General features: G+C 72.1%; 11 protein-coding genes. All 11 read right to left on the bottom strand.

Going from position 1 to position 12,429, the window contains the following annotated elements; all coding sequences use genetic code 11:
* Positions 1 to 180 precede the first annotated feature (180 nt).
* The 11 genes from coaBC to C7M71_RS28460 all read right to left on the bottom strand — a co-directional run bounded on the left by coaBC (position 181) and on the right by C7M71_RS28460 (position 12,425).
* Entirely contained in the window at positions 181 to 1,434 is a 1,254-nt protein-coding gene (gene coaBC / locus C7M71_RS28510) for a bifunctional phosphopantothenoylcysteine decarboxylase/phosphopantothenate--cysteine ligase CoaBC (RefSeq protein WP_111492961.1), read from the bottom strand.
* A 155-nt stretch (positions 1,435 to 1,589) separates the two neighbouring features.
* Complete coding sequence (rpoZ, locus tag C7M71_RS28505) at positions 1,590 to 1,859, bottom strand: DNA-directed RNA polymerase subunit omega (RefSeq protein ID WP_111492960.1); 270 nt, start codon at positions 1,857 to 1,859, stop codon at positions 1,590 to 1,592.
* A 29-nt stretch (positions 1,860 to 1,888) separates the two neighbouring features.
* Positions 1,889 to 2,446, bottom strand: coding sequence for a guanylate kinase (gene gmk / locus C7M71_RS28500; RefSeq protein WP_111492959.1), 558 nt, complete (start codon positions 2,444 to 2,446; stop codon positions 1,889 to 1,891).
* Between the two features lie 55 nt (positions 2,447 to 2,501).
* A complete protein-coding gene (gene mihF / locus C7M71_RS28495) occupies positions 2,502 to 2,828 on the bottom strand; it encodes an integration host factor, actinobacterial type (RefSeq protein WP_055588796.1) in 327 nt (108 codons plus the stop codon).
* 252 nt (positions 2,829 to 3,080) lie between these two features.
* On the bottom strand, positions 3,081 to 3,776 hold the full coding sequence (gene pyrF / locus C7M71_RS28490) for an orotidine-5'-phosphate decarboxylase (RefSeq protein ID WP_111492958.1): 696 nt from the start codon (positions 3,774 to 3,776) through the stop codon (positions 3,081 to 3,083).
* Between the two features lie 9 nt (positions 3,777 to 3,785).
* Positions 3,786 to 4,928, bottom strand: a complete 1,143-nt coding sequence (locus C7M71_RS28485; RefSeq protein ID WP_111492957.1) for a quinone-dependent dihydroorotate dehydrogenase — start codon at positions 4,926 to 4,928, stop codon at positions 3,786 to 3,788.
* 140 nt (positions 4,929 to 5,068) lie between these two features.
* Positions 5,069 to 8,383 (bottom strand): carbamoyl-phosphate synthase large subunit, encoded by a 3,315-nt coding sequence (gene carB, locus C7M71_RS28480; protein WP_111490724.1) that lies wholly within the window; start codon positions 8,381 to 8,383, stop codon positions 5,069 to 5,071.
* Positions 8,376 to 9,539 (bottom strand): glutamine-hydrolyzing carbamoyl-phosphate synthase small subunit, encoded by a 1,164-nt coding sequence (gene carA, locus C7M71_RS28475; protein WP_111490723.1) that lies wholly within the window; start codon positions 9,537 to 9,539, stop codon positions 8,376 to 8,378. The genes carB and carA overlap by 8 nt, the downstream gene beginning before the upstream one ends.
* A complete protein-coding gene (locus C7M71_RS28470) occupies positions 9,536 to 10,120 on the bottom strand; it encodes a PH-like domain-containing protein (protein ID WP_175607757.1) in 585 nt (194 codons plus the stop codon). Before C7M71_RS28470 ends, carA begins: the two co-directional genes overlap by 4 nt.
* Complete coding sequence (locus C7M71_RS28465) at positions 10,117 to 11,445, bottom strand: dihydroorotase (protein WP_111490722.1); 1,329 nt, start codon at positions 11,443 to 11,445, stop codon at positions 10,117 to 10,119. Before C7M71_RS28465 ends, C7M71_RS28470 begins: the two co-directional genes overlap by 4 nt.
* Positions 11,442 to 12,425, bottom strand: coding sequence for an aspartate carbamoyltransferase catalytic subunit (locus C7M71_RS28460; protein ID WP_111490721.1), 984 nt, complete (start codon positions 12,423 to 12,425; stop codon positions 11,442 to 11,444). Before C7M71_RS28460 ends, C7M71_RS28465 begins: the two co-directional genes overlap by 4 nt.
* Between the last annotated feature and the right edge of the window lie 4 nt (positions 12,426 to 12,429).

The following is a 12,429-nucleotide window of genomic DNA, read 5'->3' as shown; positions in this document are numbered from 1 at the left end:
AGCGGCTGCTGACTGAACGCCCCCGGCGGGCGGGGGCGTCCGGAAAGACTTCTGGGAGCGAGTCTAACGGTCGTGAACTGGGGAATGTCATGGAGTCTCGGGTGGTGGATGGCACAATCGGACGCATCGGTTACCGGAAGTGCTCGTTCCGAGCGCCCTGGCCAAGCCCCCCCGCGCAGGTCAGGGCAGCCGTGCGGCGACCAGATCCCAGACCGCGTCCGCCAGGGCGTCCTTTGGGCCGTATGGGACAGGAGTGTCGGTTCCGTCGGCGCCCAGGATCACCGCCTCGTTGGTGTCGCCGCCGAAGACCTTGCGCTCCCCCACCTCATTGACCACCAGCAGGTCGCACCCCTTGCGGGCCAGCTTGGCGCGGCCGTTGGCCAGCACCTGGTCCGTCTCGGCGGCGAAGCCGACCACGATCTGGCCGGGGTGGCCCCGGTGGGCGGCCAGCTCGGCGAGGATGTCCGGGTTGCGCACCAGGGCGACCGGGGCGGGCTCCTGGCCCTCCACCTTCTTGATCTTGCCGGTGGCGTACTCCGCCGGGCGGAAGTCGGCCACCGCCGCCGCCATCACCACCGCGTCGGCGTCGGCCGCGGCCTTCAGGGCCGCCTCCCGCAGCTGCACGGCGGTGGCCACCCGGACGACGTCCACCCCGGCGGGGTCGGGCAGCTCGGTGTTGGCGGCCAGCAGGGTGACCCGGGCTCCCCGGGCGGCGGCGGTGGCGGCCAGCGCGTAGCCCTGCTTGCCGGAGGAGCGGTTGCCGAGGAAGCGGACCGGGTCCAGCGGTTCCCGGGTGCCGCCTGCGGAGACCACCACATGGCGGTCGGCCAGGTCGGTGACGGTGGCGCGGTCGCCCCGGGCCAGGATCCGGCGGCAGCTGTCGAAGATCGCGGCCGGGTCCGGCAGCCGGCCCTTGCCGGTGTCCACCCCGGTCAGCCGGCCCACGGCTGGCTCGATCACCAGCGCGCCCCGGCGGCGCAGGGTGGCGACATTCTCCTGGGTGGCCGGGTGCTCCCACATCTCGGTGTGCATCGCGGGGGCGAAGACCACCGGGCAGCGGGCCGTGAGCAGGGTGTTGGTCAGCAGGTCGTCGGCCAGGCCGTGGGCGGCCTTGGCGAGCAGGTCGGCGGTGGCGGGGGCGACGACCACCAGGTCGGCCTGCTGGCCGATCCGCACATGCGGGACCTCGTGGACGCTCTCCCAGGTCTCGGTGGCCACCCGGTTCCCGGAGAGCGCGGCCCAGGTGGCCTCGCCCACGAAGTGCAGCGCGGCGGCGGTGGGGACCACGGTCACTCGGTGGCCGGACTCGGTGAGGCGGCGCAGCAGCTCGCACGCCTTGTAGGCGGCGATGCCACCGCTCACCCCGAGGACGACACGCGGGGGCGACGACGGGTGTGCGGCTTCGCGCTGCTCCGGCTCGGGGCGGCCGTCCATACTGCTCAGCTCCGGCTCTGCTAGGGGCTCCTGATGGATCGCCCACACTGTACGGGCCCGCAGTGGACCGGGGCTACACCGGTCGCCGCACAGCGAAACGCCGCAGGCCGCCGATTCTCCGGCGGCCTGCGGCGAATGTCCGCGAAAGGCGCTGCTTACGGGGCGGTCTCGATCGCCTCGGCGGTCAGCATGCCGGCGTTGATCTCGCGCAGCGCGATCGACAGCGGCTTCTCGTGCACATGGGTGTCGACCAGCGGTCCCACGTACTCCAGCAGGCCCTCGCCCAGCTGGGAGTAGTAGGCGTTGATCTGCCGCGCACGCTTGGCCGCGTAGATCACCAGGCTGTACTTGGAGTCGGTGGCCTCAAGCAGCTCGTCGATCGGCGGGTTGATGATGCCCTCGGGCGCGGTCATGGAAGAGGACACGCGAAAACCTTCCGAAAGGGTGGAAAAGATCAGACTACGTTCATCAAGGCTAGCAGTTCGGCTGCGACCTGCTCGACAGAGGTGTTGACCAGCGTGACGTCGAACTCCGACTCCGCCGCCAGCTCCACCCTGGCTGCGGCGAGCCGCTGCTCGATGACCTCCTGCGGCTCGGTGCCGCGACCGGTCAGCCGCCGCACCAGCTCCTCCCAGGAGGGCGGGGCCAGGAAGACCAGCTGGGCTTCGGGCATGGACTGGCGGACCTGCCGGGCGCCCTGGAGGTCGATCTCCAGCAGCACCGGTTCGCCGCGCTCCAGCCGTTCCAGGACCGGTCCGCGCGGGGTGCCGTAGCGGTTGCCCGCGAAGACGGCCCACTCCAGCAGTTCGCCGTTGGCGACCAGCTTGTCGAACTCGTCGTCCCCGGTGAACCAGTACTGGACGCCGTGCCGCTCCCCCGGCCGAGGCTTGCGGGTCGTCGCCGAGACGGAGAGCCAGACCTCGGGGTGTGCCTTGCGCATATGAGCGACGACCGTGCTCTTGCCGACCCCGGAGGGGCCGGAGAGCACGGTCAGCCGCGGACGTTCACTCATGCACCGATTATCCCGGACGCCGGCCACTGCCGGACACCGGTACGGCTGCGGTGCCTCAGGAGGCGGCCGCACCACCGAACTCGCGCTCCAGGGAGGCGATCTGGTTGGAGCCGAGGCCGCGGACACGGCGCGACTCGGAGATACCGAGGCGCTCCATGATCTGCTTGGCGCGGACCTTGCCGACGCCCGGGAGGGACTCAAGGAGGGCGGAGACCTTCATCTTGCCGATGACGTCGTTCTCCTGGCCCTGCTTGATGACCTCGCTCAGCGAAGCACCACTGTGCTTCAGCCGGTTCTTCACCTCGGCGCGCTCCCGGCGAGCCTCAGCGGCCTTGGCGAGCGCAGCAGCGCGCTGTTCAGGGGTAAGGGGCGGAAGTGCCACGCCGTTCACCTCAGGGTTCGAACGAATGGGATGTTGTGATACCGACCGCAGAGGAACCTAGCTGCTCTGACCTGCGGGAGCAACGAGAAACGCGCTCCTCTTACGACCTACCGCCGGAGACTACCCGTCCCGGGGGCCCACGTCAGGAGAAGAGTACGAAAAGTCCTGGTCAGAGAATGCTGACCGGCATATTTCCGGGCATATCCACCCTCCGGGGACCCCGAGTGTGACGGCCCTCACTCTCCGTACCCCTCAACCGGCCAGCGCTGCGGCGATGGCAGCCGCCGCCGCACCCGGGTCCGCGGCGGCGGTCACCGGGCGGCCGATGACCAGAAGGTCGGCGCCGTCCGCCAGGGCCTGCTCGGGGGTGGCCACCCGGGTCTGGTCGCCCAGCGCGGCGCCCGCCGGGCGCACACCCGGGGTGACCAGGTGGATGTCGGGGCCCACGGCGGCCCGTACGGCGGCGACCTCGCGCGGCGAGCAGACCAGCGCCCGGGCACCGGCCTCCACCGAGAGCACCGCGAGGCGGCGCACCGCGTCCAGCGCCGGACCGGCCAGCCCCACGGCGTCCAGGTCCGCCTCGGAGAGCGAGGTGAGCACGGTGACGGCGGTGATCCTGGTCTGCGGCAGCGCCTCGGCGGCGGCGCGGATCATCGCGGTGCCGCCGGAGGCGTGCACGGTCAGATAGGCGGGGGCCAGGTCGGCCACCGAGCGGGCGGCCCCGGCGACGGTGTTGGGGATGTCGTGCAGCTTGAGGTCGAGGAAGAGGTCCCGGCCGCCGCTGGCGCCGCGCACCCGGCGGACCGCGTCATGGCCGTGCGCGAGGTAGAGCTCCAGGCCGACCTTGACGGTCGAGACATACGGGCCGACGGCCTCGGCCCAGCCCACGGCGGTGGCCAGGTCGGGGGCGTCGAGGGCGACGGCGATGGGGGCGGGGGTGGCGGTCACAGGGGCTCCTCAGTGGTCGTCGCGGGTACGGGTGGCGGCGGCCCCGGAGCCGACGGCGTCGGCCAGGGCGGCGTGGCCGCTCGCCCGCAGCCGGGCCGCCAGGCCCCGGTGGATCCGCCGGGCCCAGAAGGGCCCCTGGTAGATGAAGGCGCTGTAGCCCTGGACCAGGGTCGCCCCGGCCAGGATGCGCTCCCAGGCGTCGTCGGCGGTCTCCACCCCGCCGACGGCCACCAGGGTGAGCCGCCCTCCGGTGCGTGCGTACAGCCGGCGCAGCACCTCCAGCGAGCGCTGCTTCAGCGGCGCTCCGGAGAGCCCGCCGGCGCCGGCCGCCGCCACGGTGGCGGGGTCGGTGCGCAGGCCCTCGCGGCCGATGGTGGTGTTGGTGGCGATGATGCCGTCCAGGCCCAGTTCCAGGGCCAGGTCGGCGACGGCGTCCACATCCTCGTCGGCGAGGTCGGGGGCGATCTTCACCAGCAGCGGGACCCGGCGCCCGGCGGTGGAGCCGGTGGAGCGGCCCGTGGAGCGGTCGGCGGCCTCCCGGACGGCGGTGAGCAGCGGGCGGAGCTGGTCGACGGCCTGGAGGTTGCGCAGCCCGGGGGTGTTGGGCGAGCTGACGTTGACGACCAGGTAGTCGGCATGCCGGGCGAGCCGCTCGGCGCTGGTGACGTAGTCCGTCACGGCCTCCTGCTCGGGGACGGCCTTGGTCTTGCCGATGTTGACCCCGACGACGGCGGTGGAGCTGCGGGGGCGGGCGGCGAGGCGGGCGGCGACGGCGGCGGAGCCGTCGTTGTTGAACCCCATCCGGTTGATCAGGGCGCGGTCCTCGACCAGGCGGAAGAGGCGGGGGGTCGGGTTGCCCGGCTGGGCCTGGCCGGTGACGGTCCCGATCTCGACATGGTCGAACCCGACCATGGTGAGGCCGTCGATGCCCACGGCGTTCTTGTCGAACCCGGCGGCCAGGCCGAAGGGGCCGGGCAGGTCCAGGCCGAGGGCTCTGATCCGCAGCGCGGGGTCCTGCGGGGCCAGGACCCGGCGGACCAGGGCGCGCAGGCCGGGGACGGCGGAGACGCCTCGGATCCAGCCGAAGGCCAGGTGGTGGGCCTTCTCGGGGTCCAGGCGGCGGAAGAGCAGGTCGAAGAGCAGGCGGTACACGTGGCGGGGCCTTCCGGGGCGGCGAGGGCGGGCGGCGGGCGGGCTGCGTGGGGGCGGGGCTGGGCGGGAGGGGCGGTACGCAGCGGGGCCGGGCATGGCTGTGGGGGCACCCGTTGCCTACGGTGCCCCCACAGGTGCGGCTACTGGTGGTGCCGGGCGGCGGTCAGCAGCGCCGCGTGCTCCTGGAGCGACATCACGCCCACCTCGCCCCGGATCAGGGCGTCGATGCCCTGCACGGCGGCGCCCATGGCCTGGACGGTGGTCAGGCAGGGCAGGCCGCGCGCGATGGCCGCCGTACGGATCTCATAGCCGTCCAGTCGGCCGCCGGTGCCGAACGGGGTGTTGATGATCAGATCGACCTCCCCGTCGTGGATCAGCTGGACGATGGTCCGCTCACCGTTCGACCCCTCGCCCTCGCTGTGCTTGCGCACCACGGTGGAGGGGATGCCGTTGCGGCGCAGCACCTCGGCGGTACCGGAGGTGGCGATCAGCTCGAAGCCCAGCTCGGCCAGCGCCCGGGCGGGGAAGACCAGGCTGCGCTTGTCGCGGTTGGCGACCGAGACGAAGACCCGGCCCTTGGTCGGCAGTGCGCCATAGGCCCCGGCCTGGGACTTGGCGTACGCGGTGCCGAAGACCGAGTCGATGCCCATGACCTCGCCGGTGGAGCGCATCTCGGGGCCGAGCACGGTGTCCACGCCGCGTCCGGAGGCGTCCCGGAAGCGGCTCCAGGGCATCACGGCCTCCTTGACGGAGACCGGGCACTCCAGCGGCAGGGTGCCGCCGTCGCCCTCGGCGGGCAGCAGGCCCTCGGCGCGCAGCTCGGCGACGGTGGCGCCGAGCGAGATCCGGGCGGCGGCCTTGGCCAGCGGCACGGCGGTGGCCTTGGAGGTGAAGGGCACGGTGCGGGAGGCGCGGGGGTTGGCCTCCAGCACATAGAGGATGTCGCCGGAGAGGGCGAACTGGATGTTGATCAGTCCGCGCACGCCGACGCCCCGGGCGATGGCCTCGGTGGAGGCCCGCAGCCGCTTGATGTCGTGGCCGCCGAGGGTGATCGGGGGCAGGGCGCAGGCGGAGTCGCCGGAGTGGATCCCGGCCTCCTCGATGTGCTCCATGACGCCGCCGAGGTAGAGCTCGGCGCCGTCGTAGAGGGCGTCGACGTCGATCTCCACGGCGTCGTCGAGGAACCGGTCGACCAGCACCGGGTGCTCGGAGATCAGACCGGCGTGGCGCTCCAGGTAGGCGGCGAGGGAGGGCTCGTCGTAGACGATCTCCATGCCGCGGCCGCCCAGCACATAGGAGGGGCGGACCAGCACCGGGTAGCCGATCTCGTCGGCGATGGCCTTGGCCTCCTCGAAGGAGAAGGCGGTGCCGTGCTTGGGGGCGGGCAGTCCGGCCTCGATCAGGACGCGGCCGAAGGCGCCGCGCTCCTCGGCGAGGTGGATGGCCTCCGGCGGGGTGCCGACGATCGGCACACCGTTGTCCTTGAGCGCCTGCGCCAGGCCCAGCGGGGTCTGGCCGCCGAGCTGGACGATGACGCCCGCGAGCGGCCCGGCCAGCTGCTCGGCGTGGACGATCTCCAGGACGTCCTCCAGGGTGAGCGGCTCGAAGTAGAGCCGGTCGGAGGTGTCGTAGTCGGTGGAGACGGTCTCCGGGTTGCAGTTGACCATCACGGTCTCGTACCCGGCGTCCGCCAGCGCGAAGGAGGCGTGCACGCAGGAGTAGTCGAACTCGATGCCCTGGCCGATCCGGTTGGGGCCCGACCCGAGGATGATCACGGCGGGCTTGGTGCGCGGCGCGACCTCGCTCTCCTCGTCGTAGGAGGAGTAGAAGTACGGCGTGCGGGCGGCGAACTCGGCGGCGCAGGTGTCCACGGTCTTGTAGACCGGGCGGATGCCCAGCGCGTGCCGGATCTGCCGGACCACGTCGGCGGTCAGGCCCCGGATCTCGCCGATCTGGAGGTCGGAGAAGCCGTACCGCTTGGCGTGGCGCAGCAGTTCGGGGGTGAGCTCGTCGGCCTCGGCCAGCTCGGCGGCGGTCTCGTCCAGCAGGAAGAGCTGGTCCACGAACCACGGGTCGATCTTGGTGGCCTCGAAGACCTCCTCGGGGGTGGCGCCCGCCCGGATGGCCTCCATCACGGTGTTGATCCGGCCGTCGGTGGGGATGCGCGCCTTGCGGAGCAGCTGCTCCTTGGAGCCGGGTTCACCCTTCCAGGTGAACTGGGAGCCCTTCTTCTCCAGGGAGCGCAGGGCCTTGTTGAGCGCCTCGGGGAAGTTGCGGCCCAGGGCCATGGCCTCGCCCACCGACTTCATGGTGGTGGTGAGGGTGGCGTCGGCGGAGGGGAACTTCTCGAAGGCGAAGCGGGGCACCTTGACCACGACATAGTCGAGCGTGGGCTCGAAGGAGGCCGGGGTCTGCTCGGTGATGTCGTTGGGGATCTCGTCCAGGGTGTAGCCCACGGCGAGCTTGGCGGCGATCTTGGCGATCGGGAAGCCGGTGGCCTTGGAGGCCAGCGCGGAGGAGCGGGAGACCCGGGGGTTCATCTCGATGACGATGACCCGGCCGTCCTCGGGGTTGACCGCGAACTGGATGTTGCAGCCGCCGGTGTCCACACCGACCTCGCGGATGACCGCGATGCCGATGTCGCGGAGCACCTGGTACTCGCGGTCGGTCAGGGTCATGGCGGGGGCGACCGTGATGGAGTCGCCGGTGTGGACGCCCATCGGGTCGAAGTTCTCGATGGAGCAGACGACCACGACATTGTCGTGCCGGTCGCGCATCAGCTCCAGCTCGTACTCCTTCCAGCCGAGGATGGACTCCTCCAGGAGCACCTCGGTGGTCGGCGAGAGGGCCAGGCCCTGGCCGGCGATGCGGCGCAGGTCCTGCTCGTCGTGGGCGAAGCCGGAGCCGGCGCCGCCCATGGTGAAGGAGGGGCGGACCACGACCGGGTAGCCGCCGAGGGTGTCCACCCCGGCCAGCACCTCGTCCATGGTGTGGCAGATCACCGAGCGGGCGGACTCGCCGTGGCCGATCTTGGCCTTGACGGCCTCCACGACGCCCTTGAAGCGGTCGCGGTCCTCGCCCTTCTCGATGGCCTCGATATTGGCGCCGATCAGCTCCACGCCGTACTTCTCCAGCACGCCGTTCTTGGCGAGGGAGACGGCGGCGTTGAGCGCGGTCTGGCCGCCCAGGGTGGGCAGCAGCGCGTCGGGGCGCTCCTTGGCGATGATCTTCTCGACGAACTCGGGGGTGATCGGCTCCACATAGGTGGCGTCGGCGATCTCCGGGTCGGTCATGATGGTCGCCGGGTTGGAGTTCACCAGGACGACCCGCAGGCCCTCGGCCTTGAGCACGCGGCAGGCCTGCGTACCGGAGTAGTCGAACTCGGCCGCCTGGCCGATGACGATCGGGCCGGAGCCGATCACCAGGACGGACTGGATGTCGGTGCGCTTAGGCACGCTGGCCCTCCATGAGCTCAACGAAGCGGTCGAACAGGTAGGCGGCGTCGTGCGGGCCGGCTGCCGCTTCGGGGTGGTACTGGACGCTGAAGGCGGGCGTGTCGAGCAGCCGCAGCCCCTCCACCACGTCGTCGTTCAGGCAGACATGGGAGACCTCGACCCGGCCGTACGGGGTGTCGGTGGTCCCTTCCAGGGGCGCGTCCACGGCGAAGCCGTGGTTGTGCGCGGTGACCTCGACCTTGCCGGTGGCGCGGTCCTGCACCGGCTGGTTGATGCCCCGGTGGCCGTACTTGAGCTTGTAGGTGCCGAAGCCGACGGCGCGGCCCAGCAGCTGGTTGCCGAAGCAGATGCCGAAGAGCGGGGTCCTGCGCTCCAGTACGCCCTGGATCACGGTGAGGTCGGCGGTGGCCGGGTCGCCGGGGCCGTTGGACAGGAAGACCCCGTCGGGCCGTACGGCGTAGACGTCGTCCAGGGTGGCGGTGGCGGGCAGCACATGCACCTCGATGCCGCGCTCGGCCATCCGCTGCGGGGTCATCGCCTTGATCCCGAGGTCGATCGCGGCCACGGTGAACCGCTTCTCCCCCACGGCGGGGACGACATAGGGCTCGGTGGTGGCGACCTCGGCGGAGAGGTCGGCGCCGGTCATCTCGGGGGCCTGCCGGACCCGCTCCAGCAGCACGGCCTCGTCGGCCAGCGCGGCGCCGGAGAAGATGCCGACCCGCATGGCGCCGCGCTCCCGCAGATGGCGGGTGAGCGCCCGGGTGTCGATGCCGCTGATGCCGACGACACCCTGGTCGACCAGCTCCTGGTCCAGCGACCGCACCGAGCGCCAGTTGGACGGGACCCGGGCGGGGTCGCGCACCACATAGCCGGCGACCCAGATCCGGGCCGACTCCGGGTCCTCGTCGTTGACGCCGGTGTTGCCGATCTGCGGAGCGGTCATCACCACCACCTGGCGGTGGTACGAGGGGTCGGTCAGCGTCTCCTGGTAGCCGGTCATGCCGGTGTTGAAGACCGCCTCGCCGAAGGTCTCGCCGACCGCGCCGTACGCCTGGCCTCGGAAGGTGCGCCCGTCCTCAAGGACCAGGACCGCGGGTACGCGTTCCCGGCGCTGGGTCCGGGCCCGTGTGGTCGTGGTGGGGGCGGGTGCGGTCATGACGTGCCTTCCGTCGGGTTGGTGCGTGCTGCGGCGGGGGTGGCGGCGATCTTCTCGATCGCGGCGACCCACGCGGGGTGCTGGTCGGGGTGGTCGGCGCGGAAGCCGGAGTCCAGCTGTCCGTCGCCGTGGTGCCAGGTGACCACCAGCAGCCCGGAGGGGATGACCTTGCCGGCGATGCCGGAGTCGGTACGGGCGCCGGCCAGGGCACCGGCCGGGATCCAGAGGTCGCCCTCGCCGGTGCGGCGGACCAGCAGGCCCCGCTCGGTGAGGGTGAGGTCGGCCAGGCTGCGGGCGCCCAGGCCATGGGCGACGACCCGGTCGAGCCAGTTCCCGGCGGTGGTGGTGCCGTGGTACCGGCCGGTGGCGGTGAGCAGTACCGGGCCGGGGTCCTCGGGCGCCTCGGGCAGCGGCGGGAGGTCGGACTGGAGGGTGGAGCGCCACTTCCAGCCCTGGCGCATCAGCCAGTAGACCAGGATGACGAGGAGGACCAGCCCGGCGCTCCAGCCGAGGTAGTCGCCCCAGTGCTGGACCGGTGCGGAGTGCGGCTGCTCGGCGAGCAGCCGGAGGGCGCCGGTCACGCGATGGCCCCGTCGGCCGTCCGGGGAGCGACCGTCTCGGGGGCGGCCGGCTCGCCGTCGACGACGGTCGGTACGCCGCGCAGATAGGTGGCGCGGACGCGTCCGGGCAGGTCCAGGCCCCGGTAGGGGGTGTTGCGGCTGCGGGTGGCGAAGCTCTCGGGGATCACGGTTCCACGGTACGCGGGATCGACCAGCACCAGGTTGCCCGGCTCACCGGGCGAGACGGGGCGGCCGTGGCCGGTCAGGCGGCCGATCCGGGCCGGGCGGAAGGACATCCGGTCGGCGACCCCGGCCCAGTCCATCAGGCCGGTGTCGACCATGGTGTGCTGGACGACGGAGAGCGCGGTCTCCAGGCCGACCATGCCCATCGCCGCGACCGCCCACTCGCAGTCCTTGTCCTCGGCCGGGTGCGGGGCGTGGTCGGTGGCGACGGCGTCGATGGTGCCGTCCGCCAGGGCCTCGCGCAGCGCCAGCACATCGGTCTCGGTGCGCAGCGGCGGGTTGACCTTGTAGACCGGGTCGTAGGAGCGGACCAGCTCGTCGGTGAGCAGCAGGTGGTGCGGGGTGACCTCGGCGGTGACGTTCCAGCCCTTGGCCTTGGCCCAGCGGATGATCTCGACCGAGCCTGCGGTGGAGACATGGCAGATGTGCAGCCGGGAGCCGACGTGTGCGGCGAGCAGCACATCGCGGGCGATGATCGCCTCCTCGGCGACGGCGGGCCAGCCGGCCAGGCCGAGTTCGCCGGAGACGGCGCCCTCGTTCATCTGGGCGCCCTGGGTGAGGCGGGGCTCCTGGGCGTGCTGGGCGATGACGCCGTCGAACGCCTTCACATACTCCAGGGCGCGGCGCATGATCACGGCGTCGTCCACGCACTTGCCGTCGTCGGAGAAGACCCGGACACCGGCGGCGGAGTCGTGCATGGCGCCGAGTTCGGCGAGCTGCTTGCCCTCCAGGCCGATGGTGACGGCGCCGACCGGCTGCACATCGCAGTAGCCGGAGGAGCGGCCGAGCCGCCAGACCTGCTCCACCACGCCGGCGGTGTCCGCGACGGGGAAGGTGTTGGCCATGGCGTGGACGGCGGTGAAGCCGCCGCGGGCGGCGGCGCGGGTGCCGGTGTAGACGGTCTCGGCGTCCTCGCGGCCGGGCTCGCGCAGGTGGGTGTGGAGGTCGACCAGGCCGGGCAGCAGGACCAGCCCGGTGGCGTCGGTCTCGGTGTCGGCGCCGGTGAGGCCGGTGCCGACGTCCTGGATGACGCCGTCGGCGATCAGGACGTCCTGCGGGGCGCCGCCGAGGAGGGAGGCGTTCCTGATGAGGTGGCTGGTCACTTGGTGCTCTCCTCGGCGTCGTTGGTGCGGGGCTGGGTGTCTGCGAGGGTGGCGCCGCCGAGCAGCAGGTAGAGGACGGCCATCCGGACGGAGACGCCGTTGGCGACCTGCTCGACCACGGTGCAGCGCGGTGAGTCCGCCACCTCGGCGGTGATCTCCATGCCGCGGACCATCGGGCCGGGGTGCATCACGATGGCGTGCTCGGGCAGCGCCGCCATCCGGAGCCCGTCCAGGCCGTAGCGGCGGGAGTACTCGCGCTCGGTGGGGAAGAAGGCCGCGTTCATCCGCTCGCGCTGGACGCGGAGCATCATCAGGGCGTCGGTCTTGGCCAGCACCGCGTCGAGGTCGTAGGAGACCTCGCAGGGCCAGCTCTCGATGCCGATGGGGACCAGGGTCGGCGGGGCGACCAGGGTGACCTGGGCGCCGAGGGTGGCGAGCAGCAGCACATTGGAGCGGGCGACCCGGCTGTGCAGGATGTCGCCGACGATGGTGATGCGGCGGCCGGCGAGGTCGTGGCCGAGGCCGGGCGCGAGGTGGCGGCGCATGGTGAAGGCGTCGAGCAGGGCCTGGGTGGGGTGCTCATGGGTGCCGTCGCCGGCGTTGATGACGCTGCCGTGCAGCCAGTCGGAGCGGGCGAGCCGCAGCGGGGCGCCGGAGGCGCTGTGCCGGATGACGACGGCGTCGGCGCCCATGGCCTGGAGGGTGAGGGCGGTGTCCTTGAGGGACTCGCCCTTGGAGACCGAGGAGCCCTTGGCGGAGAAGTTGATGACGTCGGCGGAGAGCCGCTTCTCGGCGACCTCGAAGGAGGTGCGGGTGCGGGTGGAGTCCTCGAAGAAGAGGTTGACGACGGTGCGGCCGCGCAGGGTCGGCAGCTTCTTGACGGCGCGGGCCGAGACCTGGGCCATCTCCTCGGCGGTGTCGAGGATCAGCAGCGCGTCGTCGTGGGTGAGGTCGGCGGCGGAGACGAGGTGGCGCTTCACGCGG

Source organism: Peterkaempfera bronchialis (assembly GCF_003258605.2).
Classification (GTDB): Bacteria; Actinomycetota; Actinomycetes; order Streptomycetales; family Streptomycetaceae; genus Peterkaempfera; species Peterkaempfera bronchialis.
Note: the sequence above shows the minus strand (reverse complement) of the source record. Positions and strands in the feature narration are given on the sequence as shown.